A 26,709-nucleotide genomic window follows, 5' to 3' on the forward strand; every position below is an offset into this window, starting at 1 on the left:
CACCGACAACGCGGCAACTCGATCCGAATCCTGCACGGGTTCCGAGGAATACGATGTCAGAGCCTCGATCACGGCATCGTCGTCGAGAACCAACCACAAAGTCGAATCCGGCAGGTTCTCCCGCAGCGCGGCGGTGGTGATGCCGATCGGCGCACCACAGTCCTCGAGCATGAACGCGATGCGGTCAGCCGGATAGTTCGGATCCACCGGAACGAACGCGGCGCCCGACTTCGTAACCGCCCACGTAGCCACCACCGATTCCCGAGAGCGGGGCAACGCCAACGCCACCGAGACCTCGGGACCGACCTGCAGGTCGATCAGCAACCGCGCCAGTCGGTTCGACGTTGCATCCAGGGCGCGGTAGCTCAGGGTGCCGTCGGATGTCCCGTGCCCGGGCGCGACGAGGGCGTCACCGTCCGGGTTGCTGCGGACGGCGCCGGCCAGCAGATCCGGCAGTGTGACCGGTATGAGCCCGGGCCGGCCGCTTGCCGGGACCAGTGCGTCCCGCTCGGCGTCGTGGAGTAGATCGAGGTCACCGACCAGGGTATCCGGGTCGGACGTCACGGCCTCGAGAATCCGCTGCAGCCGCGATGCGACGTCGCTAATGGTGGACTCGTCGAACAGGTCGGTGGCGTAGATGAATTCGGCACGCATACCGGACGGTGCGCCCGTGTGATCGAGTTCCTCGCCCAGTGTCAGCTGGAGGTCGATCTTGGCAACCCCGGGATCCACATCCTCGACGCCGATCCGCAGTCCCGGCAGTTCGTAGTCCGGTGACTGCAGCGGGTTCATCGACAGCGCGACCTGGTAGATGGGGTGACGAGCCGCGGTGCGTGTGGGGGCGAGGGCGTCGACCAGCCGTTCGAACGGGACGTCGGCGTGGGCGAACGCTGCGAGGTCGGTGTCGCGGACTGTACGCAGCATCTCGGCGAAGGTGGCTCCGCCGTTCACGGCTGTGCGCAGGACGAGGGTGTTGACGAACATTCCGACGAGGTCGTCGAGGGCGCGTTCGCCGCGGCCGGCGATCGGGGTGCCGATCGCGACGTCGTCGGTGGCCGACAGTCGTGCCATCAGCAGCGCGAAGGCGGTGTGGGCGACCATAAAGGTGGTGGCCCCGTGGTCCCGGGCCAGTGATCGAATGCGACGGTGAGTTTCGGGGTCGATATCGAAGCCCACCGATCCGCCGGCGAACGTCGGTTGCGCGGGCCGTGGCCGGTCGAAGGGCAGGGGCAGTTCGTCGGGCGCCCCGGCGAGCGTTCGGGTCCAGAATCCGAGTTGGGTGGCCAGGACGGATTCCGGGTCGTCTTCGCTGCCGAGTACGTCCCGCTGCCACACGCTGAAGTCGGCGTACTGGACCTCGAACGGTGCCCACTGCGGGGCGTGGCCGTCCGTGCGGGCTGCGTAGGCGACCATGACGTCACGGCCGAGTGGTCCGAAAGACCAGCCGTCGGCCGCGATGTGATGCAGCGAGATCGCCAGGACGTGCTCGGTGGGCGCGGTGCGGAACAGCGTGGCCCGTACCGGTGTCTCGGCGGTGACGTCGAAGGTTCGGGACGCGAGCGCCGCCATCCGGCCGGGGAGATCGGCTTCGGTGACGTCGACCGGAGGCAGTGTCACGGAGACGTCGGTGACGGCCAGTACGACCTGCTCAGGGCCGTCCCCGCCGTCCGGGAACACCGTCCGCAGCGACTCGTGACGTTCGACGACGTCGTCGAACGCGGCCGCCAGCGCTGCGGTGTCGACGACGCCGGACAGGCGTACCGCGAACGGCAGGTTATAGGCCGGGGAGTCGGCGTCGAACTGGTTGAGGAGCCACATACGCTGCTGCGCCAGCGACAACGGGATGCGGGCGGGCCGGGGCGCTGCCGTCAGCGCGGGGCGCACGTCCCTCGCGGTGGGGTCGATGCGCACTGCCAGGTCTGCCACGGTCGGTGCCTCGAACACGTCGCGTACCGACAGCCGGGTTCCGGTCGTCTCGGTGATGCGCGCGGCAAGGCGGGTGACCGACAGCGAGTTGCCGCCGAGGTCGAAGAAGCTGTCGTGCACACCGACCCGGCCGGCACCGAGCACGTCGGCGAACACGCCGGCGAGCGCCTGTTCCACCTCGTTGCGCGGTGCCACGTATTCGGTTGCATCCGAGCTGAACTCGGGAGCAGGCAGCGCCTTCCGATCCAACTTCCCACTCGTGTTCAACGGGAACTCGTCCAGCAACACCACCGCCGACGGCACCATGTATGACGGCAGCGAACCCGAAGCGTGCCGGCGAATCTCCGCGGTGTCGGCAACGCGGTCGGGCGCGGGAACCACATACGCCACCAAATGATCACCGGTCGTGGCATCCGAATACACCACAACCGCGGCACCGGTCACACCCGGATGCGACCGCAGCACCGTCTCGATCTCACCCAACTCGATCCGCTGACCGCGGAACTTCACCTGAAAATCGGTACGCCCGATGTACTCCAGCACACCGTCACGCCGGCGCCGCACCAGATCCCCCGTCCGGTACATCCGCGCACCGGCACCCCCGAACGGGTTCGCCACGAACCGGTCCGACGTCAGATCCACCCGACCCAGATACCCCCGCGCCAACTGGACCCCGCCCAGATACAACTCCCCCGGCACCCCCGCAGCAACCGGATGCAGACGCGAATCCAGCACGTACGCCTGCGTGTTCCACTCCGGAACGCCGATCGGCACCGTCACGGTGTCCGCATCGGACGTCTCCCAGTACGTCACCGACACCGCTGCCTCGGTGGGTCCATACAAGTTGTGTAATCCGGCGGACGACAGGTCCCGGAAACGACTCGCGGTCTCGGGAGGCAGCGCCTCACCGATCACGAACACGTGCCGCAGACTCGAACACGAGTCGGCGGGTACCGACGCGACGAACACATCGAGCATCGACGGCACGAAATCGGTGACCGTCACCCCGAGTTCGTCGATGGTCCGCGCAAGATAGTCCGGATCGCGATGGCCGTCCGGGCCGGCCAACACCAGGGCGGCCCCCACCTGCAACGGCCAGAAAAACCCCCACACCGACACATCGAACGTGGTCGCCGTCTTCTGCAACACCACATCCCGGCCGGTCAGCGCGTACTGCGACTGCATCCACAGCAACTGATTCACGATCGCGGCATGCGGAACCGCCACACCCTTCGGCTTGCCGGTCGAACCCGACGTATAGATGACATAAGCGGTGTTATCCGCGCGCAGGGGATACACCCGGTCGGCGTCGGTGACAGGTGCGCCGGAGAAGTCGGACAGGTCAAGGCAGTCGAGCGTGACCACGTCGCCGGACGGAAGCGCGCCGCGATCCGCGGCAGTCGTCAGCACGCAGACCGGCCCGGCAGACTGCAGCACGTATCCGATCCGGTCGGCGGGATGATCCGGGTCGACGGGCACATACGCACCGCCCGCCTTCACCACGGCGTACATCCCCACCACCAGGTCCAACGACCGCCGCATCGCCAGCGCGACCCGCGACTCCGGCCCCACTCCACACGACACCAGATACCGAGCCAACCGATTCGCGTGCTCGTCGAACTCGCGGTACGTCAGCGAGGCGCCGTCGAGAACCAGGGCCGGGGCACCGGGAGTACGCGCCACCTGCGCATCGAACAGCACCGGCAGGGTCGTCGCGGGGACCGCGTGTTCGGTCGAGTTCCAGAGGGTCAATGCGGCACGCTCGTCGGCGCCGAGCAGGGCGATGTCGCCGACGCGGGTCGTCGCGTCGGTGGTGACGGCGCCGAGGATCGTGGTGAATCGGGCGGCGATGGAGTCGGCCGTGTCCGCGTCGAACAGATCGGTCGCGTACGTCAATTGCGCGGTCATCCCGTCGGGTCTACCTGCGGGGTCGAACCGCTCGACGAGGGTCAGGTGCAGATCGAATTTTGCGACGTCGATGTCGGTGCCGAGTCCGCGCAGGGTGAGTCCGTCGAGTTCGAGTGCGGTCTGCTCGAGATTCTGGAACGTGAGCATCACCTGGAACAACGGGTGCCGGGCCGCGTGCCGGGTGGGGCTGAGCACCTCCACCAGCCGTTCGAAAGGCACGTCGGCGCGGGAGAACGCCGCGAGATCCACATCCCGGACGTGGTCGAGCACGTCGGTGAACGCGGACCCCGGATCGACGTGGGTCCGCAGGGCCACCGTGTTGACGAACATGCCGATCAGATCGTCGAGTTCGGGTTCGCCGCGACCGGCGACGGGAGTTCCGATGGTGACGTCCGACGACGCGCTGAGACGTCCGAGCAGCACGGCGAGGGCGGTGTGCATCACCATGAACAGCGTGGCCCGCCGGGACTGCGCGAGTGCCGCCAGTGCGCGGTGCGCGGACGCGTCGATGTCGAAGTCGACGTGGCTGCCGCGATAGGACTGCTCGGCGGGGCGCGGGTGGTCCGTCGGGAGTTCCAGTTCGTCGGGAATGCCCGCGAGGGTGTCGGTCCAGTAGTCGAGCTGCCGGGCGGCGAGGGTATCGGGGTCCGATTCGTCACCGAGGAGTTCGCGCTGCCAGAGGGCGTAGTCGGCGTACTGCACGGGCAGCGGCGTCCAGGCGGGGCGCTCTCCCCGGGTGCGGGCCGTGTAGGCGACCATCACATCGCGCACCATCGGTGCCATCGACCAGCCGTCGCCGCAGATGTGGTGCACCACCAGCGCCAGCACGTGTTCGTGGGCGCTCACCCGGAGCAACGTGACACGGACAGGCAGGTCCGTCGTGACGTCGAAACCCGTCGTGAAGAATCGCGCCAGGACGGTCTCGAGTTCGTCCTCGGCGATGTCCGCGACAGTCAGATTCGGCGGGGCATCCGCAGTGTCGCGCACGACCTGGTGCGGCCCGGTCGCCGAATCGGGGAACACGGTCCGCAGCGACTCGTGCCGTTCGACGAGGTCCGCGACGGCCGCCTCGAGCGCCACCCGGTCGAGTGGCCCGGTGAAGCGCACCGCGAACGGCAGGTTATAGGCCGGGGACGACGGATCGAACTGGTTGAGGAACCACATCCGCTGCTGGGCAGGCGACAGCGGAATACGTTCCGGCCGTTCCCGCCGGATCAGCGCCGGTCGGGTGTCCGCACCGGTCGACTGCGACAGTCTGGCCGCGAGTTCCGCGACGGTCGGAGTCTCGAACAGGTCCCGCACCGTGACGGGCACATCGAGTTCACCGCGGAGTCGGGACACCAGTTGGGTGGCGATCAGCGAGTTGCCGCCGAGTTCGAAGAAACTGTCCCGGACGCTCACCCGCTCGAGTCCGAGGACCGCGCAGAACACCGATGCGACAGCACGCTCGACGCTCGTGGACGGTGCCACGTATTCGGTTGCATCCGAGGTGAACTCGGGAGCAGGCAGCGCCTTCCGATCCAACTTCCCACTCGTGTTCAACGGGAACTCGTCCAGCAACACCACCGCCGACGGCACCATGTATGACGGCAGCGAACCCGAAGCGTGCCGGCGAATCTCCGCGGTGTCGGCAACGCGGTCGGGCGCGGGAACCACATACGCCACCAAATGATCACCGGTCGTGGCATCCGAATACACCACAACCGCGGCACCGGTCACACCCGGATGCGACCGCAGCACCGTCTCGATCTCACCCAACTCGATCCGCTGACCGCGGAACTTCACCTGAAAATCGGTACGCCCGATGTACTCCAGCACACCGTCACGCCGGCGCCGCACCAGATCCCCCGTCCGGTACATCCGCGCACCGGCACCCCCGAACGGGTTCGCCACGAACCGGTCCGACGTCAGATCCACCCGACCCAGATACCCCCGCGCCAACTGGACCCCGCCCAGATACAACTCCCCCGGCACCCCCGCAGCAACCGGATGCAGACGCGAATCCAGCACGTACGCCTGCGTGTTCCACTCCGGAACGCCGATCGGCACCGTCACGGTGTCCGCATCGGACGTCTCCCAGTACGTCACCGACACCGCTGCCTCGGTGGGTCCATACAAGTTGTGTAATCCGGCGGACGACAGGTCCCGGAAACGACTCGCGGTCTCGGGAGGCAGCGCCTCACCGATCACGAACACGTGCCGCAGACTCGAACACGAGTCGGCGGGTACCGACGCGACGAACACATCGAGCATCGACGGCACGAAATCGGTGACCGTCACCCCGAGTTCGTCGATGGTCCGCGCAAGATAGTCCGGATCGCGATGGCCGTCCGGGCCGGCCAACACCAGGGCGGCCCCCACCTGCAACGGCCAGAAAAACCCCCACACCGACACATCGAACGTGGTCGCCGTCTTCTGCAACACCACATCCCGGCCGGTCAGCGCGTACTGCGACTGCATCCACAGCAACTGATTCACGATCGCGGCATGCGGAACCGCCACACCCTTCGGCTTGCCGGTCGAACCCGACGTATAGATGACATAAGCGGTGTTATCCGCGCGCAGGGGATACACCCGGTCGGCGTCGGTGACAGGTGCGCCGGAGAAGTCGGACAGGTCAAGGCAGTCGAGCGTGACCACGTCGCCGGACGGAAGCGCGCCGCGATCCGCGGTCGTCGTCAGGACGCAGACCGGCCCGGCAGACTGCAGCACGTATCCGATCCGGTCGGCGGGATGATCCGGGTCGACGGGCACATACGCACCGCCCGCCTTCACCACGGCGTACATCCCCACCACCAGGTCCAACGACCGCCGCATCGCCAGCGCGACCCGCGACTCGGGCCCCACTCCACACGAGATCAGATACCGGGCGAGCCGATTCGCGTGCTCGTCGAACTCGCGGTACGTCAGCGAGGCGCCGTCGAACACCACCGCCGGGGCATCGGGAGTGCGCGCCGCCTGTGCGCCGAACAGATCCGGCAGGGTGGTGTCGGGGACGTCGTGGTCGGTGGCATTCCATCCGGACAGTTCTCGGATGCGCGCGGCGGGGTGCGCGATCGCGATGTCGCCGACCGGCGTGTGCGGCGCCATCGTGACGGCGTCGAGGATCCGGACGAACTGGCTACCGAACGATCGGATCGTGCTCTCGTCGAACAGTTCGGTGGCGTAGTTGAATTCGGCGGTGATGGGGCCGGGTGTGCCGTCGGCGTCGCGGGTGTCGGTGAGGACGAGTTGCAGGTCGAACGCGGCGACGTCGGGGAGGATCGGTTGGCTCGACACCGACAGGCCGGGGAGTTCGAGGTGCGCGGGGGCGTGGTTCTGGAAGAACAGCGCCACTTGGAACAGCGGGTGGTGTGCTGCGGTACGGGTGGGGTTCAGGTGCTCCACCAGACGTTCGAACGGCACGTCCGTGTGTGCGAATGCGGCGAGGTCCACCTCTCGGACCTGTTGCAACAGTTCGGCGAACGACGACGCCGGGTCCAGTTGCGCGCGGAGCACGAGGGTGTTGACGAACATGCCGACCAGGTCGTCGAGGTCACGGTCGCCGCGGCCGGCGACGGGGGTGCCGATGGCGATGTCGGTGGTCGCGCTGAGCCGGCTGAGCAGCACCGACAGCGCGGAGTGCGCGACCATGAACAGGGTGGTGTCCTGTGTGCGGGCCAGGGTCAGCAGGCGCTCGTGCAGTTCCGTGGAGATCTCCCACGACACGGTGGCTCCGTGCTTCGACGCGACGCTGGGTCGTGGCCGGTCGGTGGGCAGGTCGAGGCTGTCCGGCAGCCCGGCCAGCGTGGTTGCCCAATACGCGAGTTGGCGGGCCGCCCGCGAGTCCGGGTCGTGCTTCTCGCCGAGGAGTTCGCGCTGCCACAGTGTGTAGTCGGCGTACTGCACGGGCAGCGGGGCCCACTGCAGGTCGCGGCCGCCGCTGTGCGCGGCGTACGCGACCATCAGGTCGCGAGACAGCGGCGCGAACGACCATCCGTCGGCGGCGATGTGGTGCACGACGAGAACAAGCACGTGTTCGTCGTTACGCACGCGCAACAGTCGAGCGCGTACCGGAATCTCGGTGGTGACGTCGAAGCCGGCGAGGGCGAATCCCCGGATCGCGGCCGCGAGTTCGGCGTCGGTCGCCTCGACGACGGTGAGGTCGAGGTCGACGTCGTGCTCGTCGAGGATGCGCTGCCAGGGGCTGGAATCCGATGCGGGGAACACGGTCCGCAGCGATTCGTGGCGGTGCAGTACCGCGCGGAGCGCGCGACGCAGTGCCGTGACGTCCAGGCCCCCCGAGAACCGCACGGCGAGAGGAAGATTGTAGACGGGGCTGGAGGTGTCGAACTGGTTGAGGAACCACACACGCTGCTGGGCAGGCGACAACGGCACCTGCTCGGGCCGCTCCTGCGGGGTCAGTGCGGGAGGTGCGGGGTGCGCCGCAGGGTCGACCCGGTCCAATCTGTGCGCGAGCGCGCCGACCGTCGGCGCATCGAAGACGTCGCGCAGCGACACCGGGACACCGAGTGCGATCCGCAGTCGCGACACCAGTCGGGTGGCGACGAGGGAGTTGCCGCCGAGGTCGAAGAAATGGTCGTGGGTGCCGACACGTTCGACGCCCAGGATCTCGGCGAAGACACCGGCGACGACCACCTCGGCCGGGGTCTGCGGCGCGATGTATTCGGCGGTCGCAGTGTCGAGGGTCGGTGGGGGCAGGGCCTTGCGGTCCAGTTTGCCGTTCACCGACAGCGGCAGGGTGTCCAGGTGCACGACGCGCGCCGGGATCATGTACGACGGGACTCGTGTCGACAGGTGTGCGCGCACGTCGGACCACTCGGCCGCGCGCCGTCCCACCAGGTACGCGACGAGCGCTTCGTCGCCGCGCTCGTCCCGGTGCACCACCACCACCGCCTGCACGACGTCCGGATGCGCCTCCAGCGCCGACTCGATCTCCCCCAACTCGATCCGCTGCCCCCGCAATTTCACCTGGAAATCCGTACGCCCCAGATACTCCAGAGCCCCATCACCCCGGCGACGCACCAGATCCCCCGTCCGGTACATCCGCCCACCCGCGACGAACGGATTCGCCACGAACCGGTCCGAGGACAGATCCGCCCGATTCAGGTAGCCGCGCGCGAGTTGGTCACCCGCAAGGTACACCTCCCCCGCCACCCCGTTCGGCACCGGATGCAACCGCGCATCGAGCACATGCACCTGCGTGTTCCACACCGGACGACCGATCGGCACCGACAGCGCATCCGCCGCGCCCGTCTCCCAGTACGTCACATCGACCGCAGCCTCCGTCGGACCGTACAGATTGTGCAGACCCGCACCACTGACCGCCCGGAACCGCGACACCTGCTCCGGCGTCAGCGCCTCCCCCGAACAGAACACCAACCTCAACGAATCACACACCGCCACAGCAGGTTCGGCAGTGAACACCGACAACATCGACGGCACGAAGTGCATGGTGGTAACGCGGTGCCGGCGGATGAGGGTGGCGAGGTAGTCGGGATCGCGGTGCCCGTCGGGTGCGGCGATCACCATCGACGCCCCCACCTGCAGCGGCCAGAACAGCTCCCACACCGACACGTCGAACGTCACCGGCGTCTTCTGCATCACCGCGTCGTCCGGCGTCAGCCCGTACTCGTGCTGCATCCACAGCAGACGGTTCACGATCGCACCGTGCGTGACCGCGACCCCCTTCGGCCGGCCCGTCGACCCGGACGTGAAGATCACGTACGCCGTGTTGCCCGCGGTGAGCGCGGTGGAGATCGGTGTCGGATCCTGGTCGGGAAGGTCGAGGGTGTCGATGTTCACCACCGGTGCTGCGGTGCGGAACGTGGTGTCGTCCGCGGCGCGTGTCAGCACACAGACCGGCTGTGCGGTGTCGAGCACGTACGCGGTGCGCTCGGCCGGATGGTCGGGATCGATCGGCAGGTACGCGGCTCCGGCCTTCACGATCGCGTAGACGGCGACCAGCAGGTCGATCGAGCGCCGCATCCCGACCGCGACGACGGACTCCGGCCCCACGCCGGTCCGGATCAGGTGGCGGGCGAGTCGGTCGGTGCGCTCGTCGAACTCGGCGTAGGTCAACCGACGATCGTCGAACACCAGCGCCACGGCGTCCGGGGTGGCGGCGGCCTGGGCCGCGAACAGCGACGCCAGGGTGTCCGCCGGCACCGGACGGTGCGTTGCGTTGGCCGCGGTGAGGGCGGCGTGTTCCCTCGAATCGAGGAGGTCGAGGTCACCGACGGCGACCGGCGGGTTGCCTGACACCGCGTCGAGGAGCCGGCCGAAGCGTTCGCCGATCGACACGACCGTGCTGTGGTCGAACAGGTCTGTCGCGTAGGACAGTTGCACGGCCAGACCCGCAGCGTTGCCGGCGGCATCGACATTCTCCGCGACGGTGAGGTGCAGGTCGAATTTCGCCACCTGAACGTCGATCTCGGCGGCCTCGACCTCGAGTCCGTCGAGTTCCACCCGGGTGTTCGCCGTGTTCTGGAACGTGAGCATCACCTGGAACAGCGGATGGTGCGCCGACGACCGGGCGGGGCTGAGCACCTCCACGAGGCGCTCGAACGGGACGTCGCCGTGCTGGAACGCGGCGAGGTCGGCGGCGCGGGTCCGGGCGAGAACGTCCTCGAACGTGTCACCGAGGTCGACGGTCGTACGGAGCGCAAGGGTGTTGACGAACATCCCGACGAGGTGGTCGAGGGCCTCCTCGCCGCGTCCCGCGACGGGCGTGCCGATCACGATGTCCGATCCGGCGCCGAGCCGGCGGAGTAATACAGCCAGCGCGGCGTGCGTGACCATGAATGGCGTCGTGCCGGTGCTCTGTGCGAGATCGACGAGACGCCCGTGGACGTCGGCGGGGATCGTGAACTCGACACGCCCGCCGCGATGCGACATCTCGGCGGGCCTCGTGCGGTCGGTGGGCAGCTCGATCAGCTGCGGCACGCCGGCAAGCGCTGCCCGCCAGTGTGCGATCTGCTTGGCGGACAGGCTGTTCGGGTCGTCTTCCGACCCCAGTAGGTCCCGCTGCCAGAGGCTGTAGTCGACGTACTGCACGGGGAGCGGCGCCCAGATGGGTGCATGCCCGGCGGCGCGCGCCGCGTACGCGACCATCACGTCGGCGGCGAGTGGTGTCATCGACCAGCCGTCGGCGGCGATGTGGTGGACGACGAGGACGAGGACATGCCGCTCGGGCGCCTCACGGAACAGCCCGGCGCGCAGCGGTGTGTCGGCGGTGAGGTCGAACCCGGTGCTGCCGAGGGCCGTCACCGCGGCGGTGAGCGACTCGGGGTCGACGTCGAGCGGATCCGTGTCGGCCAGCACGCTCACGGCGGGCTTGATCAGCTGGTGGGGTCCGTCCGCGCTGTCGGGGAAGACGGTGCGCAGCGCCTCGTGCCGTTCCTGGACGTCGCCGAGCGCCGCCCGCAGGGCTTCCCGGTCGAGAGCGCCGGCGAGCCGCAGGGCGATCGGCAGGTTGTAGGCGGCGGACGCGGTGTCGAACTGGTTGAGGAACCACATCCGTTGCTGCGCAACGGAGAGGGGCATGCGGTCGGGTCGCTCCCGGGGTTCCAGCGCCGGTCGCGGGTCGGACTGCGGACCGGCGTTCGCCACCGTGGCCGCCAGTTTCGACACCGACGGCGACTGGAAGAGGTCCCGGACCCCGATCCGCACGTCGAGGGCGGCGTTCACACGGGACACGACCTGCGTGGCCATCAGCGAATTGCCACCGAGTTCGAAGAAACTGGTGTCGACGCTCAGTTCGGGGAGACCGAGGACGTCGCGGAAGATCCCGAGGAGGATCTCTTCGCTGACCGTTCTCGGGCGCACGATGTCGGCCGAGCGTGCGGCGAATACCGGTGCGGGCAGTGCGTTGCGGTCGAGTTTGCCCGCCGGGGTCAGCGGCAACATATTCAACACCATGATCGACGACGGCACCATGTATCCGGGAAGACGCGTCCCGACGAACTCCGACAACACCCGGGTTTCGACGTCAGTTCCCGGCGCCGGCAGAACATACGAGACCAGGCGACTCCTGCCGCTCCCGTCGTCATAGCCGACCGTGTGGGCGAACTCCACCACCGGATGCGCGGACAGCGCCGCGTCGATCTCACCCAATTCGATCCGGAACCCCCGGATCTTCACCTGAAAATCACTGCGGCCCAGAAACTCCAGAACCGGAGGCCCGTCCGGGACGGTCCCCCAGCGGACCACGTCCCCCGTGCGGTACATCCGCCCGCCAGTGCCGAACGGGCTCGCCACGAACCGCTCCGCCGTCAACCCGGCCCGATGCACATACCCGCGAGCCAAGCTGGAGCCGAGGACGTACAGTTCACCGCGCACCCCGACCGGGACCGGACGCAACCGGTGGTCGAGGACGACGAGGTCGACACCCACCGTCGCAGACCCGATGGTGACCGGCTGCCCGGGCACCATCGGCCCGGTTGCCGACGACATGATGGTGGTCTCCGTCGGCCCATAGGCGTTGACCATGATCCGACCCGGAGCCCACTTCGCCACCAGCTCCGGCGGACACACATCCCCGGCCACCACTACCGTTGTCAGGTGGTCCAGACCGCGGTGATCGAGCGACGCCAATGCCGCAGGTGTGCAGAACGCATGCGACACCTCGTGTTCGGCAAGGAATTCCGCCAGCTCGACGCCACCGAACATCGTGGTCGGCGCCACCACCAGCGCCGCCCCCGCACACACCGCCATCACCAACTCGAACACCGAGGCATCGAAACTCGGCGACGCGAAATGCAACACCCGAGAATCCGCCGACACCCCCAGCCGATCCCGCTCGTCCGCAGCAAGATTCACCACACCCCGATGCGAAACCGCCACACCCTTCGGCCGCCCCGTCGACCCTGACGTATAGATCACATACGCCGGATGATCCACCATCAGCACACCGGTGCGGTCCGCATCGGTCACCGGGTCCGCCGGGTAGGCGGCAACGGCCGACACGAATTCGTCGTCGTCGAGAACCAACCACAATGTCGAATCCGGCAGACCCGCCCGCAATGCCGCCGTCGTGATACCGATCGGCGCACCGCAATCCTCGAGCATGTGCACGATCCGCTCGAACGGATAACCCGGATCCACCGGAACGAACGCCGCCCCCGACTTCGCCACCGCCCACACACTCGACACCGATTCCACCGACCGCGGCAATGCCAACGCCACCGACACCTCGGGACCGACCTGGAGATCGATCAGGAGGCGCGCGAGCCGGTTGGACTCCTCATCCAGGGCGCGGTAGCTCAGGGTGACGTCGGGTGTCCCGTGCCCGGGCGCGACGAGGGCGTCACCGTCCGGGTTGCTGCGCACGGCGCCCGCGAGGAGATCCGGCAGCGCGACCGGTGCGAATCCGGCGCGCCCGGCGGCGGGGACGAGGATGCGGCATTCGTCCTCGTCGAGGATCTCGAGGTCGCCGATTCGGCGTGGGGTGCCGGTGTCGGAGGTGAGGAAGGCGCCGAGGAATCGGGTGAAGCGGGCGTGGTGCGCGGCGAGGGCGTCGTCGGAGTACAGGTCGGGGTTGGCCTCGAGGTCGAGGTTGATGCTGGTGCCGGCGACGCCGTGGTAGACGTTGACGGCGAGGTCGCTGATGGGGCCGGTGGACAGCAGTTCGAGGCGGCCGACGATGCTGCCGAGGGTGATCTCGTTGTGGAACAGCATGACGTTGATCAGCGGACCGTAGAAGCCCTGATGATCGGTGGCGGCGTCGCGCCGGATGTCCATGTGCGGGTACCGCTGGTGGCGGAGCGCCCCGGTGACCTCCAGCCGGACCGCTGCCACCAGGTCGGTGTTCGTCATGTCCGGGCGGACGTCCAGGCGAAGCGGGACGACGTTGGACACCATGCCGCCGGAGCGGCGGAGCAGCGCGGTGGTGCGCGCGGTGACGGGCAGGCTGACCGCGACCTCCTCGCGTCCGGTCATCCGGGCGAGGTAGGCGGCGAAGGCGGCGATGACTTCGAACGCGGCCGACGAGTCGTGGCGGTTCGTCGCGGCGTCGAGGTGGTCGGCGAGGGGGCCGAGGATCTGCCCGCCGGTCGTGCGGCTGCGTGCCCGCGCGGGGGCGGTCCGGTCGACGAGACTGTGCGGTTCGCCGATGCTCGATACCCGCTCGGACCAGTACTCCCCGTCGGCGAGGTAGCGCGACGACGTCCGGTACTCGTCGTCGACGCGGGCGACGTCGGTGAGTTCGGCGGCCTTGGACGGCGCCACAGCGCGCCCCTCGACGGCCGCGGTGTACAACTCCGCGGTCCGGTCGACGAGCGTCACCGAGCCCATGCCGTCGAGCGCGACGTGGTGCACGCGGCAGTACCAGTAGTGGTGATTCGGCCCGATGCGCAGGACCGCCGAGGTCACCAGCCGGTCGCGGCACACGTCGAGCGGGGTGGTGTATTCCTGCCGCATCCATTCCGTGGCCGCCGCCCTCGGATCGGGCTCGTGCTGCAGGTCGACCACACTGACCGATGCCTCCAGCGTCGGATCGATCAGCTGGTAGGGAACGCCGTCGACCTCGACCAGCCGGAGGAAGGCGGAGCCGAGTTCGCGACCCGCCGTGATCAGCGACTCCGACAGCAGCGCCACGTCGAGGGCACCGACCAGTTCGACGCACTGCGCGATGGTGACGGGCACGGAGGGATCGAGCTGCTGGGCGAACCACATGCCCCGCTGAGCGGCGGAGAGAGGAAACGCACCGTCCGGAATGCGACCATGCGCGGTCACCTCACCACCCGGCACAGCTTCGACCACCTTGTTCGTCCTCATTTCCCACTCCGGCGGCGGGAATGAACCCACCGGCCACCCAAGAAACTAATAGTGACCTGCGAACCTGGGAATTTACCGAACCTTACCCGGGAGTACGCTTCAGGTTCCTATCGGACGTGCGGTTCGGACTGTTTCAGCATGTCTCACGATGTGGACACCTGCGGCGTTCGCCCACGTACATCATGTTTGTGACGGTGAATACGGACCTGCCCCTCGCCTTCCGGGGAGGGAGTGGGGCAGCGGTCGGCGGGCGCTACCTGGCCGCCACACCTTTGATCCTGGCGAGCCGGTTCCGCAGCCCCCACTGGGTGACCTTGAGGAGGGCCTCGCGGACGATCCCGCCGCTCATCTTGGATTCGCCGATCTCGCGCTCCGTGAACGTGATCGGAACCTCACGGACCGTGAAGCCCTCCTGGATGGCCCGCCACGCCAGGTCCACCTGGAAGCAGTAGCCGTGCGACTCCACCGCGGCGAGGTCGAGCTTCTCGAGCACCTCACGGCGGTACGCACGGTACCCGCCGGTGATGTCCTTGATCTTCACGCCGAGAGCCAGCCGGGAGTAGATGTTCCCGCCGCGCGACAGCCACTCGCGGTGCTTCGGCCAGTTGACCACCGTGCCGCCCGGCACGTATCGCGACCCGAGAACGAGGTCGGCGCCGGCGTCGACCTGGTCGAGCAGGCGATGCAACTGTTCCGGGGCGTGGCTTCCGTCGGCGTCCATTTCGACGAGGACGGTGTAGTCGCGGTCGAGGCCCCATCGGAAGCCGGCGATATAGGCGGCGCCGAGGCCGTTCTTCTCCGTCCGGTGCATCACGTGGATGCGACCGGCGTCGTCGTTCGACGCGAGCGCGTCCGCGACGTCTCCGGTGCCGTCGGGGCTGCCGTCGTCGACGACGAGGACATGAGTCCGGGGCAGCGCCGCGTGCAGGCGCCGCACGATCAGGCCGAGATTCTCCCGCTCGTCATACGTCGGAATGATCACCAGAGTCCGTGCGCTCGGTGCCCCGCTCTGCCCGGAATCGGTCTCCGATGCCATGAGGATCCTCCCTGCCGGCAACTGCCGGCGCCTTCTCGGTACTGCTGGAAATCGGTGTGCGATCAGTGCGTCGTCGTTGCACCACGGCGAACGCAACGGCGGCGACGGCGGCGAGACAGAGCAGAACCTCCGGTATCGGGCCGAGCCGACTTGCCAGCGTAGTACCGGTGCTCAGCGGCACCTGCGACACCAGGGCTGCCGGGACGAAAAGTGGGGTCTGCTGCACCGTGGACCCGTCGGGTCCGATGATCGCGCTCACACCGCTGGTGGCGGCCACGACGACGGCGCGCCCGTGCTCCACGGCCCGCACCTTCGACATTGCCAGCTGCTGGTAGGTCATTTCGGTGTCGCCGAACGTGGCGTTGTTGGTGGGGACGGCGAGGAGTTCGGCGCCACTGCGAACCGACTGCTCGAACGCCCGGTCGAAGGCGACCTCGTAGCAGGTCGCGACGCCGACGGCGATCCCGTTCGCGTGGACGACGCCGTCACCGTCGCCGGGTACGAAGTTGCCCGCGCGGTCGGCGTACGAGGAGAAGTGCCGGAAGAATCCGCGGTACGGCAGGTACTCGCCGAACGGCTGGATGATCTTCTTGTCGTGCCGCTCCTGCGGCCCGGAGTTGCCGTCCCACACGATCACCGAATTGGTGGTGGTGCGGTCGGCGTTCACGAGCACCGCTCCCACCAGGATGGGTGCGCCGATCGCCTCGGACGCCCGGGAGATGTCGGCGCCGGCGTCGGCGTTGCGCAGTGGGTCGATGTCGGATGCGTTCTCGGGCCAGACGACGAGTTCGGGTTGCGGCGCCGCGCCCGACGCGACGTCGTCGGCGAGTTCGAGGGTGCGGTTGACGTGATTGTCGAGGACGCGTTTGCGTTGGTCGTTGAAGTCGAGACCGAGCTTGGGGACGCTGCCCTGGATCGCGGCGACGGTGATCGTCCGGTCGCCCGAGTCCATGTCCGGCAGCGTCGGCCACAGCGCGAGCGACGCGACCGTCGCGGCGAGGGCGGCCACCAGACCGCCCGCGAGCGGACGCGCCCAGTTCGCGGCCCCACTCGCCCGGGCCCGCACCGTCACCGCGACGGACGCGAGTCCGGCGCCGGTCAGCGCCACGGCGAAGCTGAGCAGCGGGGACCCGCCGATGCTCGCGAGCGGCAGGAACCAGCCCTCCGACTGGCCGAACGCCAACCGCCCCCAGGGGAAGCCGCCGAACGGCACGCTCGCCCGCAGCCATTCCGTCAGCGACCAGCACGCCGCGATCCACAGCGGCGCCCAGCGCAGCCGGGAGACCAGCACGGCGAGGGTCCCGAACAGTCCGATGAACAGCGACTCGACCGCTGCGAGCGCGAGCCACGGGAGAGCGCCGACGAACACCCCGATCCACGGGAGCAGCGGCACCAGAAGACCGAGACCCGCGAGGTAGGCGTAGCCGAAGCCCGCACGCAGCCGCGGGGCCGCACCGCCGGCACCGGTGAGGATCAGCGTCAGCAGGGCGATGCCGAGGGGCGCGAGAAACCACAGGGGGCGGGGCGGAAATCCGGCGAAGACGAGGAATCCGGCGGCCACCGACAGGACGGAGCGCAGGAGCACGCCCCGCTTTCCGGTGGTCCAGCGCGCCGTCGCGCTACCGCTCATGGACGACGCTCCCCCGGTGAACCGAACGCAGCAGGACCGGCGTGGGCGCGTCGTCCTCGAGACGCGGAAGGGCGGGCACCCGGGACCGGGGGTCGGTCGACCATCGCTGCACCGAATCCTTGGGGGCACTGACCACCAGTTCGCCGGCATCCCACACGGCGTACGACGCCGGCGCACCCGGAGCGAGCGTCCCGGCGAGACCGTCGCGGACACCGCCCGCCCGCCACGCACCGCGGGTGGCCGCCGAGAACGCGGCGCGCGGGGAGATACCGCTGCCGGGTGTGCGGTGGTGGACGGCCGCGCGCAGCATCGCCCAGGGTTCGACCGGGGTGACGGGCGCGTCGGAGCTCAGCGCGAGCGACACCCCGGCGGAGGCGGCGGCGGCGAACGGATTGAGAGTGAGGGCCCGCTCGGTTCCGAGGCGCTGCGCGTACAGGCCGTCGGTTCCACCCCACAGGGCGTCGAAGGCGGGCTGGACGCTGGCGATCACACCCCACTGCGCCAGCCGGGCAGCGTCGTCACCGGTCATCATCTCGGCGTGCTCGAGTCGGTGCCCGGCAGCCGCGACCGCGGGTCCGCCCAGCTCGTCGGCGACGACGGCGAATGCGTCGACCGCGGCCCGGACGGCGGCGTCGCCGATGACGTGGAACCCGGCCTGGATTCCGGCGATCGTGCAGGCCCGCACGTGCGCGGCGATCTCGTCGACGCCGAGGTAGCTCTTGCCGGTGCCGCCGTCCAGATCCGCATAGGGTGCGCTCAGCCACGCCGTGTGCGAGCCGAGGGAGCCGTCGATGAACAGGTCGCCACCCAGGGCGTGTGCGCCGGCGGTGTCGAGCAGCTTCCTGGCCTCGTCGGCGTCGGTGACCGCTTCACCCCAGTAGCCGCGCACCTCCACGCCGTGCGCGGTGGCGAGGAGTTCACGGAAATCGTCGAGTCCGGCGATGTCGGGTCCGCCGCACTCGTGGACCGCGACGATGCCGCGTGAGGCGATGGCGTCGAGGGCGGCGACGCGGGCGGCGGAACGTTGCTCGGCCGTCAGCAGTGAGCGGGCGACGGTGCGGGCGGCGTGGTGCGCCTCGAAGGTGAGCGGCCCCTCGGACGAGAACCCCGACGCCTCGCTCAGACCCGGCACCGACCGGCGCAGGGCCGTCGAGCACACCGCCGAGTGGACGTCGATCCGCGACAGGTACACCGTGCGTCCGGGGGCGGCCTCGTCGAGTTGCGCCGTGGTGGGGCCGGTGCCTTCCGGCCAGGCCGATTCGTCCCAGCCGTGTCCCCAGATGACGGCGTCGGAATGGGTGCGGGCGAAGGATGCGAGCCGGTCGAGGCACTCGCGGAGCGAACCGACACCCACCAGGTCGAGTCCGACGATGTTCAGGCCGAGCGCCGTGACGTGCACGTGGGTGTCGACGAACGCCGGGGTGACGAACGCCCCGCCGAGGTCGACCACCTCGGCGCCGGGGTGCAACGCGCGGGCCGCGCGGTCGTCGCCGACCCACGACACGAGGCCGTCGGTCACTGCCATCGACGTGGCGTCTGGAGCAAAGGAACTGTAGATTCGGCCGCCGACCAGCAGTTGTGTAGTCACAGGCAACCAGTCTGCCTGCTAGGGCAGAACGCGGGGATCACGGGTCGGGGTTCGATGCTCCTCGTCGATCACTTCGCCCTCGAAGAATTCGTCGACCACCTCTCCCTCGATCACCTCGCCGCGACCGCGCCGGGGCGCCCGCGCGAACGCCTCGGCCCCGGCCGCGACGGTCGCGGCGCGCCGGCCCGCCAGCAGGACGACGACGGGGCGGAGGGCCCACCGGGTGGGCGGAATGAGGAAGAGCAGTCCGAGCACCGAGGTGACCAGGCCGGGAACGAACATCAGGGCGGAGCCCAGAGCGACGAGTGCGCCGTCCGCGACCGCGGCGCCCGGGGATCCGTCGCCGCCCGCCGCCCGCCGCAGGCCGTCCATCACGCGACGCCACTGCGACCGCATCAGCAGCAGTCCGATCAGCGTTCCCCCGAGCAGGAGGAGCACGGTCCACACCGCGCCGATCGCGTGACCGACCAGAACGAGGGCGGCGATCTCCACCACTACGTACAGCAGGAACAGTGCGGCGTACATGACGCCCCCTTTCGGACGGCCGGGTTCATCGAGGGTCTGGGTCGACCGTCTGATCGTTCAACGTTCGACGGTGCCGATTTTCTCCCGGCCGTAGATATCGAAGCGAGCACGATGCTAAACCTCAAGTTGACATTGAGACTCTGGCCATGGTGCAGTTCACTGCGATGGGGGTCTTCCGATCCCGCGCACAACGAGGAGCCGATATGACTCGTTCCACCGTCTTCCGCCGAGCGGCAATCGTTCTCGCGTCCGCAGCCGCTTTGGGCATGCTGTCCTCGGGACCGGCATCGGCAGCGCCGGTCGCCGACTTCGCGAAGGGCGCCGCCGAACTGCAGGCGTTGGCCACCGAGGTCTCCCCCGCCGCGACCGCCGCCGTCGACGCCCTTCTCGGCGCCAGCGTGTTCATCCCGAAGGACGTGCTCGAGGTCGGACTCACCACGCCGCAGGACTTCATGTACCCGTCCCCCACCCTCGGGTGCGGCGTCGCCGACAAGCCCGCGACGGTCACACTGGCCAGCGCTCAGGGCGGACCGAACCTGTTCCCCCAGATCAGCGCGACCCAACTTCGCTTCCAGGCGATCCCCGCCTACGTCGCGATCCCGCAGTCGTCCGAACTCAGCGTCGCCTGGATCAACCTCACCACATTCCAGGGCGGCATCGTGAAACTCGACGACAAACTGCCGATCATCAACACCCCGCTGCTGTCGAAGATCGTCGACACCGGCAAGGGCACGGTTCTCGCGACGATGTTCGGCACGGTCGGGTACGCCGACGCCGTCACGTGCACGGTGGTCCCGACCGTCGGCACCTTCACCGTCTGACCGCAGTACGCTTCCCCACCCGCCGGCCTACGAGCCGGGTCGAACCAGGCCCGTCTCGTAGGCCAGCACCACTGCCTGCACCCGGTCGCGAACGTTCAGCTTGGTGAGGATCCGGCCCACGTGCGATTTGATGGTCGACTCCGAGAGGAACAGCTGAGCGGCGATCTCCGTGTTCGACAGCCCGGTGGCCACCAACTGCAGAACCTCCCGCTCGCGCTCGGTCAGTACATCGAGGACCTCCGGGTCGCGCAGCGGCGCCGGACCGTCGTCGAGGAACCTCGACAGCAGCCGTCGGGTCACCTTCGGCGACACCACGGCATCCCCCGCGGCCACACTGCGGATAGCGGACACCAGGTCTTCCGACGGGGTGTCCTTGAGCAGGAAGCCGCTGGCCCCCGCCCGCAACGCACCCATGGCGTGCTCGTCGAGGTCGAACGTGGTCATCACCAGCACGCGGCTCGCGACCCCGGACTCCAGGATCTGGGCGGTCGCGCTCACCCCGTCCACCACCGGCATGCGGACGTCCATCAGCACCACGTCGGGTTCGAGTTTGCGGACCGCGGCGACGGCGGCCGCGCCGTCGCTCGCCTCGCCGACGACAGTGATGTCGTCCTGAGCGTCGAGCACCATGTTGAGGCCCATCCGCATCAGTTCCTGGTCGTCGACGAGTAGCACGGTGATCGGCACAGCGCCAACCTAACACCGCGCTCCGGGTGCGTGCGCGGCCCGCACACCGGCCCGCGGGACGGGGCGGTCACGAGTGGATAACCAAACCAAGACCTCCATTAGCCCTGGCATACGCTCGAAGTCTGCCTATGATCGAGTCGGCGGACAGTGGGAGAGCCCAGGGATCGGGGTGTCCAGATGCGAATCTCGGATGTGTTGCGGAACAAGGGTCCCGCCGTGGTGACGGTGGATCCGGAAATGTCGGTCAGCACGCTGATCGGCGAACTCGCCCGGCACAACGTCGGAGCCCTGGTGGTCACGGAGAACGACGCCGTCGTCGGGATCGTCACCGAACGCGACGTCGTGCGCCGCATCCACGAACGCGGCCCCGACATCCTGAATGCGCGGGTCGTGGACATCATGACCACGTCGGTGTTCGCGTGCCTGCCGACCGACACCGTGGACAGTCTCGCCGAAACCATGACTGAACGCCGGATCCGGCACCTGCCGGTGATCGTGGACGGCCAGTTGGTCGGCATCGTCAGCATCGGCGACGTGGTGAAGAGCCGGATCGGCGAATTGCAGACCGAACGCGACCAGCTCGAGTCCTACATCGACCACGGCTGAGCGAGGACCCCATGCCCCTGTTCGTCGTGGAGTACACGTACAGCCCCGAGACGTCGGCCCTGCGCGACGATCACCGAACTCAGCACCGTGCGTGGCTCACCGAACTTCTCCGCCGCAAGATCATGCGCTCGAGCGGACCTCTCGCGAGCGGCCACGGTGCGCTGTTCATCGTCGACGCCGAGGACGAGGACGCGGTCGCGCGCCTGTTCGCGCACGATCCGTTCGCCGAGGAGAAGCTGGTCGCGAACGTGCAGATTCGCGAATGGGCGCCCGCGATGGGCGAGTTCAGCGAGTAGAACGCCGGCCGCCGGACAGCGACGGCCTCGGGAAACCAAGTGTGGCGGGCGGTCCCGCGGCCTAGGGACTCAACCCGCGGAACCTGGACCGGGTGTGCCACCGGTTGCGCCCCCGACCCTGCGCCGACGATTTCCCGCCAATGTGCGCCGCTAAACACTCACCGCGCGCACGACCTCGTGGTCTTCGGGTTCGGTGGCTGCGCGGCGCCCCCGCCCGCCCTCTACGATGTCGCGGTGTCTACAGGATTGCTGAACCCGCCGCTCGATCGGTCCACCCCGCCACCGGTCGAGAACCCGTACCGTGCACCGGCGATTCTCGCCGCATCCGGCGCGGTGGTGGCGGCCGTGCTGTTCTGGGTCGTGTCCGGCAGCCTCACCGACGATGCCTACATCAGTCTGTCGGCCGCCCGGAACCTGGCCGTCCACGGCGAGTGGGCGATCGTGCACGGACTGACCGCGAACACGTCGACTTCCCCGCTGAACGTGCTGGTGCTCGGAGCGCTGACGTTCCTGACCCGGTTGTGGGGCCCGGGCGACCCGCTGCTCGCACTCGGCATGCTCAACGTCGCGGTCACCGCGCTACTGGGGTGGGTGCTGGCCCGGATCGGTCGACGACTCGGCCTCGGAACGTTCTGGGCGGCACTCGCCGGTGCGCTGGTGGTGTTCAACCCGTTCGTGTTGTCCGCGGTCGGTCTCGAGGTGCTCCTGATCCCGGCGGCCGTCGCGGTGATGGTGTGGTTCGCGCTCGACGGCCGGGCCGCGTGGTTCGGTGCGGCCGCGGGTATGGCGGCGCTGGTGCGACTGGACCTGCTGGTGTTCGTGCTCGTCATCGCGGCCCTGTCGCCGGCGATTCGCGGCCAGGTGCGCCGGGCTCTCGGGGGCTTCGCCGCGATCGCCGGGCCGTGGTACCTGTTCAGCTGGCTCGTCCTCGGTTCGGCCCTGCCCGATACCTTCCTGATCAAGCAGGGCCAGGCCTCCGACGTGGGGGGTTACAACTACCTCACCGGCCCGATCATGTACTTCGAGTCCAACCCGTGGCGGACGGTCGCGGCATTCGGGCCCGCAGCGCTCGGACTCGTCCTGCTTCTCCTCGCACTGTTCTCCTACGCCCGCTACCGGACGCGACCGCTGTCCGTGCCCGGGGCGGTGCTCGCGCTCGGGCTGTCCGGCGCCCTCTACTACGTCGCCTACGTCGTCCTCGACACCGTGCCGTACCACTGGTACTACGTGGCGCCCGCGACGACACTGGCGATGTTCGCCGTCCTCGCCGCCGGCATCCACTGGACCGCCGCTCGCAACACCACGGACCGCGCCGCCGTCGGTGCGCTGGCCGGCCTTCTCGCCGTGCTGGGCGCCGGCGCAGTGTATTTCGACGTCGAGGGCGGACTTCCGTGGGAGGCGCCACCCATTTTCGGTAACTGGGCCAGTGCGCAGGACTACGAGCGGGTCGGCCGCGCGGTCGGGACACTCGTCGGGGACGCACCGGTCCGGTCCCCCGGTGAGATCGGCACCCTCGCGTACTTCTGTGAATGTGTCATCGTCGACGAGTTCTCCGACCGCGGGTTGGTGGTCGAGGACCGGTTGGTGCCGCGGCTCGCCGAGGCCTCCGAGCCCGCGCGAACATTGCTCCGCGCCAACTACGCCTTCTTCGACTACCGGCTGGCACCGGTGAACCCCGCCTTCGACCTCCGGTACGGGGAGGGCCGCGGCCCCGGCGGCCCGATGTCGTGGGAGGTGTTCTCCGCGGCGCGCGGAGTCGGCCACTTCACCCTGGTGCCGCTCGCCGGCTGAACCCCCTGGCCGCGCGCCGCCTTCGGCTTCACCGAGACAGTGTGAACATCGTGGCCACGCTGCTTGTCGGTGGCACCGGTTGGGCGCTCGCTGCGATGTCGCCCGAGGATTCAGTCTTCCCAGACCAGGTTGTGCAGTCGCATCGCTTCGATCAGGTCGGGATCGTTCTCGCGCACAGGACCGTACTCGAGTGGAGTGACCCTGCTGCTGACACGCCGGTCGCCGGGACGTTCGTACAGCGCCCACAGCACCAGACCGTCACCGTGCCGGGAGTCGAACTGGACTCCGGCTACCGGCTCACCGTCCGGTCCCGTAAGGGTGTTGATCCACTGAGAGATCGCCTGGGTAAGGACACGGGGGCGCCCGTCACGGATCGCGGCGGTATCGAGGTCGGCGAGCCCGAGTCGGATCGCGAGCGCGCGGAACCCGATCCGCAAAGTCGCCATCGTTTCGGCATCACCCGGCACGACGAACCACCCGCTGATCACTCCACTGCCGGTGATGCGGGCCGCCATCCACGACCGCGGAACGCGTCCCGGCGCGATGGTGGGCCACTCGTCGTCACCGTCGTTGTCGACGATCTCATCGAGTGCCGTGCTGAGCTCGTCACTCTTGCGTGCGTAGGCGAGGACTTCGAGGTAGCAGGAAAGACGGGTGGCGCCGACGTACAGGGTCCGCCACACTCCGGCCGGGTCGTCCCAGCGGCCGGTGAACCGGCCGTCGGTGGCGAACTCCCACGGGGTCCACTCCCAAGATGTCGGTGGGTAGCCGACCCGGTAGGCGGCAGCGCCGTGGACGTGGACACAGCAAACCGGGCCGCGGGGGGTGGGGGTCAGCTCGTGGGTGTGTTCGCTCATCCGACCGCCGCGAACTGACGTGCCGCTGCGAGGACCTTCGGTCCGACGTCGTTGAGGTCGCCTTCGCGCAGCAGCAGCGCCGGTGGTTGGTCGTCGAGGATCGGGTTCAGACCCTGGAACCAGGTCTGCGCCACGGCCGAGGTGTCACGTTCGGCGATGAGCCGGGCGGCACGGTAGGCGATACGGAGTCGTTCGACGTCGGTGTCGTTATTGATGGTGCGGGTGCCGTCGGCCCACTGTCGGACGGCCCGGGTTTCCTTGACCTTCCCGAGGTACGCGACGAGCTTGGCGCCGAGCAGCGCACGCAGCTCTGTGACCAGCTGCGATTGCGTCATCCGCGCCGCGTCGTTGTAGGCGGCGAGGTCGGGTCGTGGGTGTGCGGTCGTCATTGCATCCACCTCCTGATCACAGGGTAAATCACATAGCCAGTACCGTCCATACTCCCACCCCGCTGATCAGATTCACAGGCACCACCACCGGATCTCGTTCGATGCAGCCGCGGAGCATGTGGAGCCCATCCTCGGGGGTACCGGTCCACGTCCCCGAGCCCGCCGAGCCCGGGTCGCCGTCCCCCCGAACCGGGATACCCGTAGCCGAAGCAACCGTTGCGTGCATGGTGCCTGTCGCCGCGAGGAGGCGCTTCCATATGCTGGGTGCTGCGCACGCCGTTCTCCGCAACATGGGTGTATGACGTGCGTCTCATCCCGCCCGGCGTCCGACCCACGGAGCACGCCAATGAGCCAGAAAGCTAGAGGAACGCAGTGAGCACAGCGGAACTGACGCAGTGGAACTCCGAGGAAGCTCTCGCGGAAGCGATGATCCCGATTATCGGCGGTCTGCACCGCAGGCATTCGGTGACGATTCTGCTGCACAGTCGCTCGCTGGTGAACAAATCGGTCATCAAGATCCTGCGGACCCATCGCTTCGCCCGACAGATCCGCGGCGACGAGCTCTCCGTCGAGGAGACGTTCCCCTTCCTCGAGGCGTTGACCAGCCTCGATCTGCGGCCGTCGAAGATCGACCTCGGCCTGTTGGTGACCGCTTACCACGCCCACGGCGGCGGAGCGCCGATCCCCGAGTTCGTCGCGGAGAGCCTCGCCGACCTGGTCGGTGGTGCCCACACGAGTCCCGCGCAGCCCCAGGATGTCGTCCTCTACGGATTCGGGCGTATCGGTCGACTCGTCGCGCGACTGCTCATCGAGAAGTCCGGTTCGGGTAACGGCCTGAACCTGCGTGCCGTGGTCGTCAGGAAGGGCGGCAAGGACGACCTGGTCAAGCGTGCGTCACTGCTGCGCCGCGACTCCGTCCACGGTCAGTTCAACGGCACGATCAAGGTCGACGACGAGAACAACGCGCTCATCGCCAACGGCAACGTCATCAAGTTCATCTACAGCAACGATCCGACGACTGTCGATTACACCGAGTACGGCATCGACAATGCGATCCTGATCGACAACACCGGCATCTGGCGTGACCGCGACGGGCTGTCGCAGCACCTCCGCCCTGGTGTGGCGAAGGTGGTGTTGACCGCGCCCGGCAAGGGTGACGTCCCCAACATCGTGCACGGCGTCAATCACCGCGACATCGATCCGAACGAACGCATCGTGTCGTGCGCGTCCTGCACCACGAACGCCATCGTCCCGCCGCTGAAGACCATGGACGACGAGTTCGGCGTCGTGCGGGGCCACGTCGAGACTGTGCACTCGTTCACCAACGACCAGAACCTGCTGGACAACTTCCACAAGGCCGACCGGCGTGGCCGATCGGCGCCGTTCAACCTCGTCCTCACCGAGACGGGTGCGGCCTCCGCGATTGCGAAGGCGCTTCCCGACCTGAAGGCCAAGATCACCGGCAATTCGATCCGCGTGCCCACGCCGGACGTGTCCGTCGCGATCCTCAACCTTCAGCTCCATCGCGAGGCCACCAAAGATGAAGTGTTGGAGCACCTTCGCCAGGAATCACTCACCGGAGCGTTGAGCCGGAACCTCGACTACACCGCGGCAACCGACGCCGTGTCGAGTGACTTCATCGGCTCGCGTGCGGCCTGCATCGTCGACGCGAACGCCGCGATCGTCGACGGCGACACCGCCATCCTGTACGTCTGGTACGACAACGAGTTCGGCTACTCCTGCCAGGTGGTTCGCACCGTCCAGTACCTCTCGGGCGTGGAGTACCCCATCTACCCGACTGTCGACGCGGCCGCTGTCGCTGGAGCGATCGCCTAGCGTCGGGCCCGACGTCTCTCGTCGGGCGGCAACACCG

At 68.4% G+C, this 26,709-nt stretch carries 13 protein-coding genes (1 of these 13 cut by a window edge); 5 read left to right on the forward strand and 8 right to left on the reverse strand.

All coding sequences use genetic code 11. The features are described 5' to 3' along the window. The 5 genes from ROP_RS01200 to ROP_RS01220 all read right to left on the reverse strand — a co-directional run. Positions 1 to 14,610, reverse strand: partial view of a non-ribosomal peptide synthase/polyketide synthase gene (locus tag ROP_RS01200; RefSeq protein WP_050785029.1) — the start only. It extends 14,928 nt beyond the left edge of the window; the window shows 14,610 of its 29,538 coding nt (coding positions 1–14,610); its start codon is at positions 14,608 to 14,610; its stop codon lies beyond the left edge, outside the window. A gap of 253 nt (positions 14,611 to 14,863) precedes the next feature. After that, positions 14,864 to 15,646, reverse strand: a complete 783-nt coding sequence (locus tag ROP_RS01205; RefSeq protein ID WP_043824013.1) for a polyprenol monophosphomannose synthase — start codon at positions 15,644 to 15,646, stop codon at positions 14,864 to 14,866. Beyond that, entirely contained in the window at positions 15,573 to 17,276 is a 1,704-nt protein-coding gene (lnt, locus tag ROP_RS01210) for an apolipoprotein N-acyltransferase (protein WP_012687517.1), read from the reverse strand. Before lnt ends, ROP_RS01205 begins: the two co-directional genes overlap by 74 nt. After that, positions 17,266 to 18,870, reverse strand: coding sequence for an amidohydrolase (locus tag ROP_RS01215; protein ID WP_043824015.1), 1,605 nt, complete (start codon positions 18,868 to 18,870; stop codon positions 17,266 to 17,268). Before ROP_RS01215 ends, lnt begins: the two co-directional genes overlap by 11 nt. 12 nt (positions 18,871 to 18,882) lie before the next feature. Continuing rightward, complete coding sequence (locus ROP_RS01220) at positions 18,883 to 19,389, reverse strand: FxsA family protein (protein WP_012687519.1); 507 nt, start codon at positions 19,387 to 19,389, stop codon at positions 18,883 to 18,885. A gap of 203 nt (positions 19,390 to 19,592) precedes the next feature. Here ROP_RS01220 and ROP_RS01225 point away from each other — a divergent pair, with 203 nt between their 5' ends. Beyond that, entirely contained in the window at positions 19,593 to 20,210 is a 618-nt protein-coding gene (locus ROP_RS01225; protein WP_012687520.1) for a hypothetical protein, read from the forward strand. Positions 20,211 to 20,237: 27 nt separating this feature from the next. Here ROP_RS01225 and ROP_RS01230 read toward each other — a convergent pair whose 3' ends face one another. Next, a complete protein-coding gene (locus ROP_RS01230; protein WP_012687521.1) occupies positions 20,238 to 20,897 on the reverse strand; it encodes a response regulator in 660 nt (219 codons plus the stop codon). 177 nt (positions 20,898 to 21,074) lie between these two features. Here ROP_RS01230 and ROP_RS01235 point away from each other — a divergent pair, with 177 nt between their 5' ends. The 3 genes from ROP_RS01235 to ROP_RS01245 all read left to right on the forward strand — a co-directional run bounded on the left by ROP_RS01235 (position 21,075) and on the right by ROP_RS01245 (position 23,590). Beyond that, positions 21,075 to 21,503: a CBS domain-containing protein gene (locus ROP_RS01235; RefSeq protein ID WP_012687522.1), complete on the forward strand. Its 429-nt coding sequence runs from the start codon at positions 21,075 to 21,077 to the stop codon at positions 21,501 to 21,503. Positions 21,504 to 21,514: 11 nt separating this feature from the next. Continuing rightward, a complete protein-coding gene (locus tag ROP_RS01240; RefSeq protein ID WP_012687523.1) occupies positions 21,515 to 21,799 on the forward strand; it encodes a YciI family protein in 285 nt (94 codons plus the stop codon). 234 nt (positions 21,800 to 22,033) lie between these two features. Continuing rightward, on the forward strand, positions 22,034 to 23,590 hold the full coding sequence (locus tag ROP_RS01245) for a membrane protein (protein ID WP_043826142.1): 1,557 nt from the start codon (positions 22,034 to 22,036) through the stop codon (positions 23,588 to 23,590). Positions 23,591 to 23,700: 110 nt separating this feature from the next. Here ROP_RS01245 and ROP_RS01250 read toward each other — a convergent pair whose 3' ends face one another. Together ROP_RS01250 and ROP_RS01255 are read right to left on the reverse strand one after the other, a co-directional pair. Continuing rightward, positions 23,701 to 24,447, reverse strand: a complete 747-nt coding sequence (locus tag ROP_RS01250) for an RES domain-containing protein (protein WP_012687525.1) — start codon at positions 24,445 to 24,447, stop codon at positions 23,701 to 23,703. Continuing rightward, a complete protein-coding gene (locus tag ROP_RS01255; protein ID WP_012687526.1) occupies positions 24,444 to 24,836 on the reverse strand; it encodes a hypothetical protein in 393 nt (130 codons plus the stop codon). Before ROP_RS01255 ends, ROP_RS01250 begins: the two co-directional genes overlap by 4 nt. Positions 24,837 to 25,208: 372 nt before the next feature. On the opposite strand from ROP_RS01255, the gene ROP_RS01260 reads away from it, so the two are divergent. After that, entirely contained in the window at positions 25,209 to 26,672 is a 1,464-nt protein-coding gene (locus tag ROP_RS01260) for a glyceraldehyde-3-phosphate dehydrogenase (protein WP_012687527.1), read from the forward strand. The last annotated feature ends 37 nt before the right edge of the window (positions 26,673 to 26,709 follow it).

Origin of the sequence: Rhodococcus opacus B4 (assembly GCF_000010805.1) — a bacterium.
In the GTDB taxonomy this organism is placed as follows: Bacteria; Actinomycetota; Actinomycetes; order Mycobacteriales; family Mycobacteriaceae; genus Rhodococcus_F; species Rhodococcus_F opacus_C.